Origin of the sequence: Sorangium sp. So ce296 (assembly GCF_051529605.1) — a bacterium.
Taxonomy (GTDB): Bacteria; Myxococcota_A; Polyangia; order Polyangiales; family Polyangiaceae; genus Sorangium; species Sorangium cellulosum_D.
Genome location: NZ_CP150325.1, coordinates 13,600,190 through 13,618,314 on the forward strand (window position 1 = coordinate 13,600,190; position 18,125 = coordinate 13,618,314).

The window sequence follows — 18,125 nt, forward strand, 5'->3', positions numbered from 1 at the left end:
GCACGGCGGCCGGAGCCGAGCTCCGCAGCAAGGTGTCGAGCCGCTCGGCGGGATACGCAGGATCGAGCGGCACGTAGGCGCCGCCGGCCTTGGCCGTGGCCAGCATCGCCGTGATCAGCGCGGGGCTGCGTTTGAAGCACAGCGCGACCCGGGCCCCGGAATGCACCCCCAGCTGCCGCAGGTGCCAGGCCAGCCGGTTGGCCCGCGCATCGAGCGCTGCATACGAGACCGCCTCGTCGCCCTGCGCCACGGCGATCGCCGCCGGAGAGCGCGCGACCTGCGCCTCGAACAGCTCATGCACGCAGGACTCGAGCGGGTAGGCCCGCGCCGTGTCGTTCCACTCCGCGACCACGCGCTCGCGCTCCGCCGCGGGCAGCACGTCGATGCCGCACGTGGGCGCCCGTGGATCCTCGTCCAGCGCGCGGACCAGGCCCGCGAGGGCCTCGTGCATGAAGTCCCACACGCGCTCAGGCCCGATGTCGCTGCTCACCTGTGCGGTGACCGAGAAGTCGTCACCCAGGTCGTCGATCGACAGGACCAGCGGGTAGTTGGTGCGCTCGTTACCGCCGAGAAAATCGATCTCGTCGTCGCGACCGGGATCCGGAGGCGCGCCCGCGTCGTCGAGCTCTTCCTGCACGACGAGGGCGCCTTGCCGGTAGTTGAGCAGGGCGGAGAAGAGCGGAGTCTGCGCCGGCACGCGGCTCTCGCGCTGCGCGAGCCCGAGCGGCGTGTGCTCGTAGCGCAGCAGCTCGACCACGAGGTCGTGGGTGCGTCGGAGGCTGTCTTCGACGCCGCGCTCGTCGACGCGGAGCCGCATCGGCAGCGTGTTGATGAACATCCCCATCACCCGGTCGGCTCGGGCACCGGCATGCATGCGACCGAACACCACGGTCCCGAACACCACGTCGCGCCGGCCGGTCACCCGGGCGAGCACGAGGCCAAAGGCTTGGTGCATGAAGCTCGCCGGGCTCACCCCGAGCCGCGCGGTGCAGCGCCGGATGGCGCGCGACAGCTCGCCGGGCAGCCTGCTCTCCGCCTCCGCGATGCCACGCCCGTCGCCGCGGACGTCGACGAGGCCAAAGGGCGCGGTCGGCTCGTCGATGTCTCCGAGCAACTCGCGGAAGAACGCGGCGTGCTTGCCGAGGCCGATCGCCTGCCGGGCGCGCGCCACGAACTCGCGGTACGGCGCGGGCCGCGGCAGCTCGCCGAGACGACCGAGCTCGATGGCCCGCTCCTCGGCGGCCAGCAGCTTCAGCGTCGTGTTGTCGATGACGAGGTGGTGCATGAGGACGCACAGCACCCAGCGCTGCTGCGCGCGGTCCTCGACCACGTGGCAGGCGAGCAGCGGCGGCCGCTGGATATCGAGGCGGAGCCGCCGCGGATCGAACCGCCCCTCGAGCGCCCGCACGACGTCGCCGTCGACGGCGCCCAGGTCATCGGGGTCGAGCCACGAGACGGGGACGACCGCGCGCCGGCGCACCACCTGGACCGGCTGCTCGAGGCCGTCCCACCAGAACCCGGTGCGCAGGATGTCGTGGCGATCGACGATGTGCTGGAGCGCCGCCAGGAAGCGTTCGAGCCGGCCCCGTGACCGGAAGGCCAGGGTGTACGACTCCATGTAGGGATCGGTCTCGGACGGCGCATCGAGCCGGTGGTGGAACAGCATTCCCTCCTGCATCGGCGCGAGCGGGTAGATGTCCTGCACGTTGGCCGCGCCGCCGTCGACCGACGCCACGATCGCGTCGATCGCGTCCTGGTCGAGGCTGACGAGCGTGAGCATCTCCGGCGTGATCCGATCGGCTTGCGCCGGAATCAGGTTCGGAGGCACAGGCAGCTCCGGATCTTCGTCGCGAATCTGCGCCGCGAGCTCCGCCAAGGTCTGCGCCTTGAACACCGCACGCACGTCGCCGTGCAGCCCCTCGCGCCGCATGCGCTCGAGCAAGCTGACCGCCAGCAGCGAGTGACCGCCGAGCGCGAAGAAGTTGTCGTGTCGCCCGACACGCTCCTGCTTGAGGAGCCTCGCCCACAGCACCGCGAGGCGTTCTTCGATGGGGCCCTGCGGAGGCTCGTAGGAGCGACGCGCGAAAGCCTCGCCCTGAGGCGCCGGCAGCGCCTTGCGGTCGAGCTTGCCGTTGGGGGTGAGCGGCAGCGCTGGGAGCCGCACGTAGGCGGCTGGCAGCATGTATTCGGGTAGGCCCCGTGCGGCGTGCTCGCGCAGCGCGCGCGCATCCGGCGCGTGCTCGCCCGTGTAGTACGCGACCAGCCGCCGCTCTCCCGGCGCGCTCTCGCCCACCGGCTGCGCGAGGACCACCACCTCCGCGACGCCTGGCGCGCCCGCCAGCCGCGCCTCGATCTCCCCAAGCTCGATCCGGAAGCCGCGAATCTTCACCTGGAAGTCGTTGCGTCCGAGGTATTCGATGCTCCCGTCGGGCAACCAGCGACCCAGATCGCCTGTCCGGTACAGGCGCCCCGTTCCCGTGAACGGGTCGTCCACGAACCGCTCCGCCGTGAGCTCCGGCTGCCCGAGGTAGCCGCGCGCCACGCCCGCGCCCCCGACGTACAGCTCGCCCGTCACCCCCACCGCCACCGGCTGCCTCTGCTCGTCCAGCACGTACAGCCGCAAGTCGGGTAGCTTCACCCCGATCGGGCTCGGCCCAGGCCGGTCCGCGTCCCGAGCCGCGAGCGCACGGTAGGTCACGTGCACCGTCGTCTCGGTGATGCCGTACATGTTCACAAGCCTCGTCGCTTGCTCGTCGTTGCGCTCGTACCAGGGCTTGAGCGTCCGCAGCTCCAGCGCCTCTCCACCGAAGATCACCCAGCGCAGCTGGTGTTCCCTCGTCGTCTGCGCCTGCGCCGCCATCAGCTGCTGGAACGCGCTCGGCGTCTGGTTCAGGACCGTCACCCCTTCGGCGCACAACAATTCATAAAACTCGACCGGTGAGCGCGCGGTCGTCAGCGGCACGATTACAAGCCGCCCGCCGTACGAGAGCGCGCCCCACAGCTCCCACACCGAAAAGTCGAACCCGATCGAGTGGAACAGGCTCCACACGTCCCGCTCGTCGAACCCGAACCACGCCTCGGTGCATGCGAACAACCGCGACACCTGCGCGTGCTCGACCATCACGCCCTTGGGCCGCCCCGTCGAACCCGACGTGTAGATCACGTACGCAAGGTGGCTCGGCAAGACTTCCACCCCAGGATCGTGCTCGGCCGCCTCCGCCCACTGCGCCGCGTCTTGCTCGACATCGACCCACCGCGCCGACCGCGACGCTGGCTCTCCCAGCGCCCCGCGCCCCGTCGCGTCCACGAGCACCACCGAAGGGTCGCTGTCGGTCAGCGTCGCCACCAGCCGCTCCGACGCGTAGGCCGGATCGAGCGGCACGTAGGCTCCGCCCGCCTTGAGGACCGCAAGGATCGCGGTCACCAGCGCCACACCGCGCTCCAGGCAGATCGCCACCCGCTGCTCCGGCCCCACCCCCATCCCGCGCAGGTGATGCGCCAGGCGGTTCGCCGCCGCGTTCAGCGCGCCGTAGCTCACGCGCTCCGCTCCGTGCACCAGCGCGATCGCCTCGGGGTTGCGCCGCGCATGCGCCTCGAACTGCTCGTGCACGCACCCTCGGCTCGCCGACGCTCGCGTCTGGTTCCACCTCTCCACCACGTCCAGGCGCTCCGCCTCCGGCAAGATCGGCAGTCGGGCGACCACCGCCTCGCCGTCGGCGACGAACGCCTCGAGCAGCGTCTCCCAGTACGCGACGAGGCGCTGCGCGGTCGCGCGGTCGAACAGCGCGGTGGCGTAGTTGAGCGTTCCGGTGATCCCGTGCGCTCCGTCCTCGAGCGAGAGCGTCAGGTCGAACTGGGCGGTCGCCTGTCCGGCCCGTAGCGGCGTCACCGTGACGCCGGGCAGGCAAAGCTCGCGCTCTGACCCGCCCTGCCAGGCGAGCATCACCTGAAATAGCGGCGTGTGGGCCAGGTTGCGCGGAGGCGCGACCGCTTCGACGATCTGATCGAACGGCAGATCCTGGTGCTCGTGCGCCGAGAGCACCTGGGCGCGGGTGCGCGCGAGGAGCTCCGCCACCGTGGGCGCTCCCTGCAGGTCGATGCGGATCGGCAGCGTGTTGACGAAGAAACCGACGAGCGGCTCGATCTCGGCGCGGTCGCGCCCTGCCACCGGGGTTCCGATCACCACTTCGTGCTGCGCAGCGAGGCGCCCGAGCGTCGCCGCCCAGCTCGCCAGCACCGCCATGTACGGCGTCACGCCGTGCCGCCGGCACAGCGTCCGCAGCCGCTGCACGAGCGCGGCATCGAGGCTCACGCCGACCTCGTCCCCGGCGTGAGCCTGTTCCGAGGGCCGCGGCCAGGTGGTGGGCAACTCGAGCAAGGTCGGCGCACCGCCGAGGGTGCGGCGCCAGTACGCACGCTGGCGCTCGAGCTCGCCCTCGACGAACCAGGCGCGCTGCCAGGCGGCGTAGTCGGCATACTGGACGGCGAGCGGCGGCAGCGGGTCGGATTCGCCCGCGAGGTAGCGGGGGTACAGCCGACCGAGCTCGTCGAGCAGCACACCCACCGACCAGCCGTCGGAAGCGATGTGGTGCATGACGACCTGCAGCAGGTGCTCGTCCTCGGACACGCGCACGACCAGCGCGCGCACCGGAATCTCGCGCGCGAGGTCGAACGGCGCGCAGGCGTGGGCTTTCGCGAGCTCGAGGGCCCGGGCCGCGGCCCCCGACGCGCCGCGCAGATCGTCCTCGGCGACCGGTAGCTCGGCGCCGGGCTCGACGATCTGCACCGGCTGGTCGTCGACGAGCTGGAAACGGGTGCGCAGCGCCTCGTGTCGCTCCACGACGCGACGCAACGCGCGGATCAGGACCGGGCGATCGAGCGGGCCGGTCAGCCGCCCCAGCGCGGTGAGGTGGTACGCCGCGCTCGCGCCTTCCACCCGAGTGAGGAACCACAGGCGCTGCTGCGCGAGCGACAGCGGCAACGGCCCCGTGCGCTCTGCCGGCCGGATCGGCGGCAGCGACGAGGCACGCGCGCCTGCCAGGTGCTCAGCCAGCCGCCACAGCTCTGTGTGCGCGAACAGCTCGGCGAGCGAGATCTCGACGTCGAGCGTACGGCGTAGCCGCGCGAGCAGCCGCACCGCCAGGAGCGAATGCCCGCCGAGCGCGAAGAAGTCGTCGTGGCGTCCGACCTGCTCGACCTGCAGCAGGTCCTCCCAGATCGTGGCGATCAGCTGCTCGGTCCCGCTGCGAGGAGCGTCGTACGACCGCCGGACGTGCGCGTCGGCATCCGGCGCGGGCAGCGCTCGGCGATCGAGCTTGCCTGTCGGAGACAGCGGCAGCGCGGCGAGGCGAACGTACGCGGAGGGGACCATGTAAGCGGGCAGGTGTTGCGCCACGTGCTGCCTCAGCGTCTCGGCGTCCGGGGCTGCGTCGCCGACGAAGTACGCCACAAGCTTCTGGTCGCCGTGCCCGTCGAGCTCGGTTGCGCGGGCCACCACCACGACGTCCGTGATGCCCGCGACCTTCGCGAGCGCCGCCTCGATCTCGCCGAGCTCGATGCGGAAGCCGCGGATCTTCACCTGGTGGTCGTCGCGCCCGAGGTACTCGATGGTGCCGTCCGGTCGCCAGCAACCGACGTCGCCGGTGCGGTACAGCCGCGCGCCCGACGCGCCCAGCGCGCTGGGCGTGTCGAAGAACCGCTCTGCCGTCAGCGCGGGCTGGTTCAGGTAGCCGCGTCCGACCTGCACGCCCCCGATCACGATCTCGCCCGCCACGCCAGCGGGCACCGGCCGCAACGCGCGATCCACGAGGTAGACCCGGACGCCGGCGCTCGGGCGACCGATGCTCCGCCACTGGCCCGCGCCGCCCTCGACGTCGTGCATCGTCGCGCTGATCGTCGTCTCGGTCGGCCCGTAGGTGTTGAGCAGCCGCGGCCGGTGCCCGCCGCGCGCAAACCACGCCGCGAGCGCGCGTTCGGTCACGGCTTCGCCGCCGATGATGACCTGCCGCACCGAGACCGGGATCGACGCTCGCTCGGGATCGAGCGCGAGCTGCGCCCAGAACTGGGTCGGCAGATCCACGACCGTCACGCCGTGCGCCTCGCACAGCGCCCAGAAGGCACGCGGACCGGCCAGCCACTCGTCGGTGCGCATGACGAGCGTGGCGCCGCGCATCCAGGTCGCGAACAACTCCTCGACGGACGTGTCGAACGACAGCGAGGCGAACTGCAGCATGCGATCGCCCGGACCGAGGCCGATCCGCTCGGCCAGCGCGGCGTTCTGGTTCACCACACCGCGGTGCTCGATCATCACGCCCTTGGGGCGCCCCGTGGAGCCCGAGGTGTAGAGCACATACGCGAGGTGCTGCGGACCCAGACCGATGGTCTGGCGATCGGGATTGCGCTCGCTCTCGTGCTGCCATGCGGCGTCGGCCTGCAGGTCGACCCGAGGCAGGTGGCGCGCGACCGCGTCCGGGAGAGGCCCGACGTGGAGCACGACCCGCGGGTCGCAGTCCTCGACCATCTGGCCCAGGCGCTCCAGCGGATAGCTCGGATCCAGCGGGACGTAGGCGCCGCCCGCCTTGAGCACGGCCAGCACGGCCACGACGATCTCGGCGCTGCGCGGACCGTACACGGCGACGCGGTCGTCGGGTCTCACGCCCATGGCGCGGAGGCGATGCGCGAGCCGGTTGGCCTGCGCGTTGAGCTCGCCATAGCGGAGCCGGCGATCGCCCCACGCGAGCGCGATCGCGTCGGGGCGCAGCGCCGCCTGCTGCTCGAAGCGCTCGTGGATGCACGCATCCACGTCGGCCGCGGCCTCGCCCCCCGCGCTCCAGGTCTCGACGAGCTGCACACGTTCGGGTTCGGGCAGGACCTCGAGCTCGCGGACCGGCCGGTCCGGATTGCGCTCGAGCGCCTGGATCAGGCCGGTCAGCGCGCAGACCATGTAGTCGCACAGCCGCGCTGCGCCGATCGAGGCATCGGCCTGCGCGGTCAGGTGGAAACCGTCGCCCAGGTCGTCGACATCGAGGCTCAGGGGGTAGTTGGTGCGCTCGCGGGCGCGGAGCAACGCGATGCCATCGCCGAGGTATCGCGCCTGACCGCTGCGATCCACCGCGGCCCGATCGCTGTGGCGATAGTTCAACAGCGAGGTGAACAGAGGGGTCTTCGCGGGGACGCCGCTCGCGCGCTGGGCGAGCGCCAGCGATGCGTGCTCGTGGCGGAGCAGCTGGACCAGCGTCGCGTGCGTGCGCTCGAGCGCGCGTCGGACGCCGTCATCGCCGACGTCGATGCGTATCGGCAGTGTGTTGAGGAACATCCCCAGCGCGCGATCGGCGTCCGCGCCGCTCTGCATCCGACCGAACAACAGCGTGCCGAACACGACATTGTGCCGCCCGGTCGTCCGGGCCAGGACCAGGGCCCACGCCAGGTGGACGAGGCTCGCCGCGCTGACCCGCATGGCGCGCGCGACGCGGCGGAGCCCGGTCGACAGCGCGGGGTCGAGCATCTGTCGGACCTCGTCGTGGCCGCGGCCATCGCCCCGGACCTCGACGACACCGAACGGCGCGGTCGGCTCCTCGATGTCGCCGAGCAGGCTGCGGAAAAACGCGTCGTGGTCGTCCTGGCCAACGCTCGTGCGGGCCTGGGCCACGAAGTTGCGAAACGGCACCGCCCGCGGCAAGCGGTCTCGCTCGCCGCGGACGATCATGCGCGCCTCCTCGACGAGCAGGTCCAGCGTCGTGTGATCGCTGATCAGGTGGTGGGCGAGCAGGTGCAGCAGCCAGGGCCCGCCCGCGGAGTCACGCGGCGTGCCTGCCGCCTCGTCGGCGATCTCGGCCGGCGTGTCGTCGGGGGTCACGTAGCAGGTGAGGAGCGGCGCGCGGCCGACGTCCAGGCGATAGCGAGATGGGTGGTGCAGCGCTTCGAGGCGTTCGGCCGTGTCGTCCCCCTGCGCATCCAGCTCCACCTCTTGGACCGAGAGCGTCGCCCGCCGCCACACGACTTGGACCGGCTGGTCGAGCCCTTCCCAGACAAAGCCGGTGCGCAAGATGTCGTGACGATCGATCACCTCCTGCAGTGCGGCGACGAAGCCGTCGAGCCGCCCTCGGGTGTCGAAGCGGAGCACGGTGGACAACAGGTACGGGTCGCCGCCGTCCTGGAGCAGGTAGTGGAAGAACAGCCCCTCCTGCAGCGGACCCAGGGGATAGATGTCCTGAACGTTGGCCGCTCCGCCCTCGACCTTCGCGACGATCGCGTCGATCGCGTCCTGGGGCAGCCTGACGAGAGGGAGCATGTCCGGCGTGATCCGGGCGACGGGCGCGGTCCGCTCGTTCCGCTGCGTGAGCTCGGCGAGCAGGGCGGCCTTCCCGCTCCGCAGCGACTGGACCAGCGCCGGGTCGAGCGCGCCGCGCGGTGCGCGAATGACCAGCTCACCGCCATCGGCGTGGATCTGGATCTGCTTCTCTTCCAGGAGCTGCAGCAGGGCGCGTGTGTTCACAGTCGGATCTCCTCGACGTCGAGCCCGAAAGCCGCGTCCGGCTCGCGGACGCCGCCCGGGTGGCGCGCAATCAGGCGCGGGGGATCGTTCGGTTCGTCAGCGCTGGCGCGCACCTGCGCCGCCAGCTCGCTCAGCGAGGCCGTCAGAAAGATCGCGGTGACGTCGGCGTGCATGCGCGCGCGGCGCATGCGCTCGATCAGCCGGATGGCGATCAGCGAGTGGCCGCCCAGCGCGAAGAAGTTGTCGTGGCGTCCGACTTGCTCGACGCCGAGCAGCTCAGCCCAGATCTCGGCGAGCGTCTGCTCGATCGCGCCCTGGGGAGCCTCGTACGCCTGATGCCCGAATGCTTCAGCCTCCGGCGCGGGCAGCGCCTTGCGATCGAGCTTGCCGTTGGGCGTAAGGGGCAGCGCAGCGAGCCGCACGTACGCCGCCGGCAGCATGTACGCCGGCAGCTTCTCGGCGGCGTGACGTCGCAGCGCGTCGTCGTCGAGCGCGGCCGCGCCGGTGTAGTACGCAACCAGGCGCTTGTCGCCGGGAACGTCCTCGCGCACGAGCACCGCCACCTCGTCGAGCCCAGGCAGCTGCGCGAGCGCGCTCTCGACCTCGCCGAGCTCCACGCGGAAGCCGCGCACCTTCACCTGCCCGTCATCGCGCCCGATGAACTCGAGCTCCCCGTCGGGCCGCCAGCGCGCCAGGTCGCCGCTGCGGTACATGCGCTGGCCGGCGTGGAAGCGGTCCTCCACGAACCGCTCGGCGCTGCGCTGCGGCTGGTGCAGATAGCCGCGCCCCACCTGCGCGCCCGCGATGAACAGCTCCCCTACCACGCCCACCGGCACCGGCTCGCCGCGGCGGTCCAGAACGTACATCCGCGTATTCGCGAACGGCTTGCCGATGCTCACGCGCGCCGCGCCTGGCTCGTGGCGAACGTACGCCGCGCTGCATGACACCGTGACCTCCGTCGGCCCGTACGTGTTGATCAGCCGCGTCTCCGCGCCCAGCGCCTCCCACCGCGCCAGCGCGTGCGGCGACAGCGCATCTCCCGTCACGTTCATCATGCGCACTCCGTCCAGCGGCGGCGCGCCCGCCTCCGGACGACTCCACTCGCCGACAAGGCTGTGCCAGTGCGCCGCGGTCAGGTGCACCACGCTCGCGCGCTCGCCTTCGTCCCCGGCCCCGAACGGGCGCGACCTCGGCAACAGACGCGCTCCCGCCAGCAGCGCTGGCATGATCTCCTCCAGCGAAAGGTCGAAGTTCAGCGAGTTCTGCTGCAGCACCGTATCCGCAGGTCCCAGCCCGAACCACTCGATCGCCGCGAGCGTGTAGTTCACGAGGTTGCGGTGCTCGATCATCACGCCCTTCGGCTGACCGCTCGAGCCCGACGTGTAGATCACGTACGCCAGGTGCTCCGCGCCAACACCGACCGCCCGCGCGTCGAGGTCGTCATCGCGGCGCGAGGCCCACTGGCCCGCATCCAGCTCGACATCGAACATCGGGACCGTCCCGGCCACGTGACGGCACGCCACGTCGCGCCCTGCGCCCCCCGCCGTCAGCACCGCGATGGGCGCGCTGTCCTCGATGATGTGGGCCAACCTCTCGCCTGGATAGGCAGGGTCGAGCGGCACGTAGGCTCCGCCCGCCTTCAGCGTCGCGAGCAGCGCGACAAGCACCGGCGCGCCCCGCTCGGCGCACACGCCCACCCGCGCGTCCGCCGTGACGCCCAAATCGCGCAGGTGTCGCGCCAACCGGTTGGCTCGCCGGTTCAGGTCACCGTAGCTCACACGCTCCGTCCCGTCGTCGACCGCGACCGCCTCAGGGGCCCGCGCCACCTGCGCCTCGAACAGCTCGTGCACGCACCGCTCGAGCGGCAGCGCTCGCCCCGTGTCGTTCCACTCGACCACCACGCGCTGCCACTCCGCCGGCGACAGCACGGGAATCGCACCGATCGGCTGCCGATCGTCGGCCACCATGCCTTCCAGCACACGCAGCCAGTAGCCACGGTAGCGCTCCACCGTCTCGCGCTCGAACAGCGCCGTGGCGAAGTTCAGGCTCCCCACGAGCCCCTCCTCACGCTCCTGCAGCGCCAGCGTCAGGTCGCATTGCGCCGTGTCCAGCTCCGTCGGGAGCGTCGTCACCTGCAAGCCTGGCAGCGTCACCGGCGTATCCCGCGTGCCGTGCCAGTCGAGCATCACCTGGTACAGCGGCGTGTGCGACAGGCTCCGCGGCGGCGCCACCACCTCCACCACCTGGTCGAACGGCAGGTCCTGGTGCTCCTGCGCCGCAAGCACCTGCGCACGCGTACGCGCCAGCACCTCGCTTACCGTCGGCTCTCCCTGCAGGTCGATGCGCAGCGCCAGCGTGTTCACGAAGAACCCGATCAACGACTCGATCTCCGCCCGCCCACGCCCTGCCACGGGACTCCCGATCACCACCTCTTCTTGCCCGCTCAGCCGAGAGAGCACCGCCCCCCAGCTCGCAAGCAGCGTCATGTACATCGTCACCCCGTGACGACGGCTCAGCGCACGCAGCCCGCGCGTCAGCTCCGCCCCCACCTCCACGTCGATGCTCGCGCCTGCAGGGTCCTGCTGCGCAGGGCGCGGTCGGTCCCACGGCAAGCTCAACAGGCTCGGCGCACCGCGAAGGTTGCTCCGCCAGAACTCGCTCTGCCGCGCAAGCTGCCCGCTCGCCAGCGCGCTCCGCTGCCACGCTGCCCAGTCCGCGTACTGCACCGTCGGTGCCGGCAGCGGATCCGCTCGACCCGACGCATACGCTGCGTACAGCGCGCTCAGCTCGCGCAAAAAGATGCCGACGGACCAGCCGTCCGACGCGATGTGGTGCATCACCACCTCGAGCACGTGCTCGTCTTCGCCCGTGCGCACGACCAGCACGCGCAGCGGCAGGTCCTCGCTCAGCTCGAACGCCGTGGCCGCATGCGCATCGCCCAGCGCGCGCGCCGCTGCCGCCGCATCGGCCGAGCCCCGCACATCCTCCTCGCGCAGCTGAAGCGCGGCCGTCGCCTGCACCTCCTGCACCGGCACGCCGTCCTGCACCCCGAAGCGCGTGCGCAGCGATTCGTGACGCTCCACGATTCGCCTCAGCGCGCCCACCAGCGCGCCCCGGTCCAGCGCGCCGCGCAGCTGAAACGCACCCCGGATGTGATAGGCCGCGCTCGCGCCCTCCAGCCGCGTCAAAAACCATAGCCGCTGCTGCGTCAGCGACACCGGCTCCGGTCCACGCCGCTCGCCCACCGCTATCTCCGGCAGCTCCGTGCGCTCCGCCACCCTCACACGCGCCGCCAGCCGGTGCAGCTCGGGGTGCGCGAACACCTCAGACAACGCAAGCTCGACTCCCAGCAACCGACGCACCCGCGACACAAGCTGCATCGCCAGCAACGAGTGCCCACCGAGCTCGAAGAAGTGGTCGTTCCGGCTCACCCGCTCGCGCCCCAATAGCTCGCTCCACAGCCCGGCAAGGAGCTCTTCAATCTGATTCCGCGGCGCTTCGCCGGCCTTCGCCTCCGACGCCTCGGGCGCAGGCAGCGCACCCCGGTCGAGCTTGCCGTGCGCCGTCAGCGGCAGCGCCTCGAGCGCCACGTACGCCGTCGGCACCATGTACGACGGAAGCGTCCGCGACGCGTGGGCGCGCAGCGCGTCCCCTAGATTCCCCTCGCCCGTGTAGTACGCCACCAGCCGCGCATCGCCCGCGTCACCGCCCTCGCGACGCGCCACCACCACCACCTCTTCGACTCCCCTCACCTCACCGAGCCGCGCCTCGATCTCCCCAAGCTCGATGCGGTAGCCTCGAAGCTTCACCTGAAAGTCGTTGCGGCCCACGTACTCGATCGTCCCGTCCGCACGCCAGCGACCGAGATCCCCTGTCCGGTACACTCGTCCTCCGGACACGAACGGATCGTCCACGAACCGCTCCGCCGTCAGACCGGGCTCTCCCAGGTACCCCCGCGCCACCCCCGCACCGCCAATCACGATCTCACCGATCACACCAATGGGCGATGGCCGAAACGACGCGTCCACCACATACACCCGCACATTCGCTATCGGTCGGCCGATGTGCGGCGCACCGCCCGAGATGCGAGCCACCGTGGCGTCGACGGTGCACTCGGTCGGGCCGTAGACGTTGTAGAAGGTCGTCGGGCGTTGCTCGACCAGCGCATGCCACTGCGCCGGGCCGATCGCCTCGCCGCCGACCAGCGTGACGGCGCAGCGAGGCGCCCCGTGCTCGTCCAGCGTCAGCGCCAGCTGAGACGGCGTGCAGTCCAGGACGTCTATCTCGTGCGCGGCGACGAAGTCGCGCAACGCCGCGCCGTCGGCCCGCACGTCGGCCGGCACGACGACGAGCGTGCGTCCAGACAGCAGCTGGACCCACTGCTTGACGGACGAGTCGAACGCGAGCGGCGCGTTGAGGCTGACCCGCCGGCAGTGCGGGTGATGCGCGTGGACGGCGCGCTCCAGCGCCGCCCAGAGGTTGACCACACTGCCGTGCTCGATCATGACCCCCTTGGGTCGCCCGGTCGATCCCGACGTGTAGATGACATAGGCCAGCTGGCGAGCCGGATCGCTCGACGCGCCGGGCGCATCGCTTGCCGTCTCCTCGAGCCGCGCGTCGGCCATTCCCCGAGCAGGCGCGATGTCCGCTCCGCCCGCGGCCAGCAGGATCACCGGCGGTGCGGAAGGTAAGCTCGCGCGGAGCGCCGCCTGCGAGATCACGCAGACCGGTCCGGCGTCGACCAGCACCTGCGCGAGGCGCTCCGCCGGCCACGACGGGTCGAGCGGCACGTAGGCGCCTCCGGCCTTGAGGATGCCGAGCACGGCGACGATCATGTCGACCCCGCGCTCGAGCACGATCGCAACCCGGCGATCTGGCCCGACGCCGTGGGCGCGCAGGGCGTGCGCCAAGCCGTTCGCCCGCGCATCGAGCTCGGCGAACGTCACCTCGATGTCCCCGTGCACGACGGCGATCGCCTGTGGCGTCCGCGCGACCTGCGCCTCGAACAGGCCGTGGACGGACGCGCCCGGTGGGACCTCGATCGCGGTGTCGTTCCAGGACGCGAGCACGCGCTCGCGCTCGGACGCCGGCAGCACATCGAGCTCGCACACGGGCCGCGCGGGCTCCGTTGCGAGCGCGTCGACCAGCACGTGCAGCGCGGTCTGTACGAAGTCGCAGATCCGCTCTGGCCCCACCTCCCGCGGCGCCTTGGCCGTCAGGACGAGCGCCTGCCCGAGATCGTCGATGGTGAGACCGAGCGGGTAGTTCGTGCGCTCGCGGCTGGCGAGGAGCTCGATCTCCGATCCCAGCACGTGCGCCAGCGATGGCGCATCGCTGTCGTCCGCGCTGAACCGGTAGTTGAGGAGCGAAGTGAACAGCGGCGCCTGGCTCGGGATCGCGCTGGCCCGCTGCGCCAGCGCGAGGGGCGCGTGCTCGTGGCGGAGCAGCTCGACGATGCGCGCGTGCGTGCCTCGCGCCGTGTCCGCGACACCGCGCGCGTCCACGTCGACGCGGATCGGCAGCGTATTGATGAACACGCCGAGCGCCCGGTCCGCTCGCGCGCCGCCCTGCGCGCGACCGACGAGCACGGTGCCGAACACGACGTCGCGCCGGTCCGTCGTCCGCGCCAGCACGAGCGCCCACGCCAGGTGAAAGAGGCTCGCCGTGCTCACGCCCAGCGCCCGCGCGCGATCGCGGACCGCGCGCGCGAGCTCGGCCGACAAGGTCCGGCTCGCCTCGGCGATGCCGCTGCCGTCGCCGTGCACGTCGAGCAGCCCGAACGGCGCGGTCGGCGCATCGACGTCGCCGAGCATCTCGCGGAAGAACGCCTCGTGCTCGCTGGCAGAGACCCGCGACCTCGCCTGCGCCACGAAGTCGCGGAACGGCGCCGGCGCCGGCAGATCGCGCTGGCCGTCCTCGATCGCGCGCGCCTCGGCGAGCACGGTCTCCAGCGTCGTGTGGTCCAGCACCAGGTGATGAAACAGGAGGTGCAGAATCCAGCGCCCGCGCGTCGGGTCGGCAGCGACGCGACCGCGGAACAGCGGCGGCCGGGTCACGTCGATCCGCGCGTCGTGACCTGCCTCGAGCTGCGCGACGACATCCCCGGCGTCCGGATCGAGCGCGACGACCTCGACCTCGAGCGTCGCACGCCGGTGTACCACCTGGACCGGCTGCTCCACCACGCCCTGCCAGGCAATGGCGGTGCGCAGGATGTCGTGGCGGTCGATCACCTGCTGCAGCGCCTGGAGGAAGCGGTCGAGCCGCGCGCGGCTGGCGAAGCCGAACACGCCGGACATGACGTACGGATCCGCGTCGTCGGGGCTCCGCACCAGATGATGGAACAGGATCCCCTCCTGGAGCGGCGCCAGCGCATAGATGTCCTGCACACCGGCCGCGCCGCCATCGACCGCCGCGACGATCGCGTCGATCGATGCCTGGCTGAGGCTCACCAGCGGCAACATCTCGGGCGTGATGCGGTCGGCGTCCGGCGGGATGAGGTTCGGCGGCACCGCCACCTCGTCGCTCTCCGCGCCGACCTGGCTCGCGAGCGCCGCCAGGGTCGGAGCGCTGAACACGACCCGCACGTCGGCGTGCATGTGCGCGCTGCGCATGCGCTCGATCAGCCGGATAGCGATCAGCGAGTGGCCGCCCAGCGCGAAGAAGTTGTCGTGGCGGCCGACCCGCTCGATCCCGAGCAGCTCGGCCCAGATCTCGGCGAGCGTCTGCTCGGTCGCGCCCTGGGGAGGCTCGTACACCCGGTGCGCGAACGCCGCAGCATCCGGCGCGGGCAAGGCCTTGCGATCGAGCTTGCCGTTCGCCGTCACCGGCATCGCCGCGAGCCGCACGTACGCCGCCGGTACGGCCGCCGCTGGCAGCCGCTGCGCCGCATGCGCTCGCAGCGCCCCGGCGTCCGGCGCCTGCTCGCCTTCTGCCGTGTAGTACGCCACCAGCCGAAGGTCGCCCGGCTCGTCCTCGCGCGCCGTCACCGCCACGTCGCGCAGCCCCTTCACCTCGGCGAGCCGCGCCTCGATCTCGCCCAGCTCGATCCGTACGCCGCGGATCTTCACCTGCAGGTCGTTGCGCCCCAGGTACTCGATCGCCCCGTCAGACCGCCAGCACCCCAGATCTCCCGTGCGATACAGCCGACCACCCGCCGTGAACGGGTCGTCGACGAACCGCGCCGAGGTCAGCGCCGGCTGGTTCAGGTAGCCCCGCGCCACCTGCACGCCGCCGATGTAGATCTCGCCCGCCGCGCCAACCGGCACCGGCTGCCGCCGCTCGTCGAGAATGTAAAGCTGTGTGTTCGCGATCGGCCGGCCGATGGGGATCGCGTCGCTCGTGTCGCCCGGCCTGCACTGCCACGCAGTGACATCCACCGCCGCCTCGGTCGGCCCGTACAGGTTGTGGAGCTCGACCCCGGGCAGCCGGTCGTGGAAGCGCCGCACCAGCGGCGCTGGCAACGCCTCGCCGCTGCAGAACACCCGCACCAGGCTCGCGCACCGCTCCGCCACGTCCTCGGCCAGGAACGCCTGCAGCATCGACGGCACGAAGTGCAGCGTCGTCACCCTCGCGCGCTCGATCAGCGTCGCCAGGTAATCCGGGTCCTTGTGCCCGTGCGGCCGCGCCATCACCAGCTGCGCCCCCGCCATCAGCGGCCAGAACAGCTCCCACACCGACACGTCGAACCCGAACGGCGTCTTCTGCAGCACCACGTCCCGTTCGCCCAGCCCGTACGCCTGCTGCATCCACAGCAGCCGGTTCACCACGCCGCGGTGCTCGTTCATCACCCCCTTGGGCGTCCCCGTCGAGCCCGACGTGTAGATCACGTACGCCAGGTCGCGCTCGCGCCCCTCCGCCGGCGGCGCGTCACACGGCTCGTGCGAGAAGCCCCAGGCCTGCATCGAGAGCGCCACGCACCGCGCGCCGATGCCATCGACCTCGGCCAGCGTCCGGTCGCCCACCGCGTCCACCAGCACCACACGCGGCGCGCTGTCCGCGACCATCTCGCGCAGCCGCACCTTCGGCTGGTCTGGATCGAGCGGCACGTAGCAGCCGCCCGCCTTCAGCACCGCCAGGAGCCCGATCACCATCTCCACGCTGCGCTCCAGGCACAGCCCCACCGGCACGTCTGGGCCCACGCCCTGCCGCCGCAGCGCGTGCGCAAGCTGGTTGGCGCGCGCGTTGAGCTCCGCGTAGGACAGCCGCCGCGCTCCGTCGTCGACCGCCACCGCGGCCGGGGTCCGCGCCACCTGCGCCTCGAACAGCTCGTGCACGCGCAGCCCCGTCGGGTACGCCGTGCCGGTCTCGTTCCAGCCCACCACCACCTGGCGCCGCTCGTCCTCGTCGATCAGCGGCAGCGCGCCGATCGGCTGGCCAGCGCCGCCTTCGAGCACAGCGTTCATCACGCACGAAAGGCGGCGCTGAATGCGCTCGATCTCGCCGCGCTCGAAGGCCGCGCGGCTGTAGTCGAGCTCGATGATCGCGCGGTCGGTCCCCGGATACTCGTTGATGCACACGGCCAGGGGGACCTGAGCGAAGCCGCTGTACATCTTGTCGACCACCGCCCAGCGCGCCGCGCCGATCGGCGCTGCTTCCGGATAGATGTCCAGGCTCAGCGTCACGTCGAAGAGCTGCCGCCGGCCGAGCTGGTCGAGGCGCAGCGACCTGTTGAGATCCTGGATCGGGAATCGCTGATGGCGATAGCAACGCCGCAGCTCGGCGGCGATGTCCTGCATCAGCTCGGCGATGCTTTTGCCGCGATCGACCTGGATCCCGAGCGGGATCATCGAGGAAAACATGCCCGCCGTGCACCGGTCGCGCGCCGTGCCGCGGTTGTGCACCGACACCCCGATCACCACCTCCTCTACGCCGTGCGTGCGCGCGAAGTAGGCGGCCAAGACGGCGAGCAGGAAGTGCTGCAACGTGCTCCCGGACGCCGCGAGATACGCGCGCAGGCGGGCGAGCTCGTCGCCCTCGATCCGCCGCATGACACGGTCGCTGACCCAGGCGTCGCGACCGCTGGCCATGGCCTCGATCGCGCGCGGCGAGAGGAGCGGCGGTGGCAAGGTGACGAATCGCTCTGTCCAGAACTGTCGATCGGCCTCGTACCGGGGCGACGCCAGATACAGCCGGTCTCTCTCGGCAAACTCCAGGTAGGACGGCGCCGGCGCGCCCGCCGGTGCGCCGCGCGAGCACCGCTCGTAAGCCTCCGCGATGGCGCGCACCACGACGGCGAAGTGGGTGCCGTCGGACACGAGGTGGTGGAAGTGGAGCCGAAAGTACCGGCAGTCCGGCCTGATCCGCACGAGCTGCGCCTCCCACAGCGGGCGGCCGTAAAGCTCGAACGGCGTGCTTGCCGCCCGATGGATGTGGGCCCAGGCGCGCGCCTCGGCGTCGTCGTGGCCGGTCAGGTCGAGCACCGGCGCGATGCCACCGCCACGCGGCAGGACGCGCTGGAAAGGGACACTGGCCTCCTCCCCGATCACCAGCCGAAGCGCGTCGTGGCCTTGGACGACGTGACCGAACGCCTCCTCGAACAGCGCCTCGTCGAGGTCGCCATCGATCCGAAAGACCATCCCGATGTTGTAGGACGGCACCCCTGGCGCCAGCATCTGATCCAGCCAGATCGCCT

General features: G+C 71.5%; 2 protein-coding genes (1 of these 2 cut by a window edge). Both read right to left on the minus strand.

Annotated elements, in window-relative coordinates:
• Positions 1–8,494: the 5' portion of an amino acid adenylation domain-containing protein gene (locus tag WME98_RS50085; protein WP_437948610.1), read on the minus strand. The gene continues 4,625 nt to the left of window position 1, outside the view; 8,494 of the gene's 13,119 nt are visible here — the first part of the coding sequence; its start codon is at positions 8,492–8,494; the stop codon falls past the left edge of the window.
• Complete coding sequence (locus WME98_RS50090; RefSeq protein ID WP_437954126.1) at positions 8,491–18,105, minus strand: amino acid adenylation domain-containing protein; 9,615 nt, start codon at positions 18,103–18,105, stop codon at positions 8,491–8,493. The genes WME98_RS50085 and WME98_RS50090 overlap by 4 nt, the downstream gene beginning before the upstream one ends.
• Between the last annotated feature and the right edge of the window lie 20 nt (positions 18,106–18,125).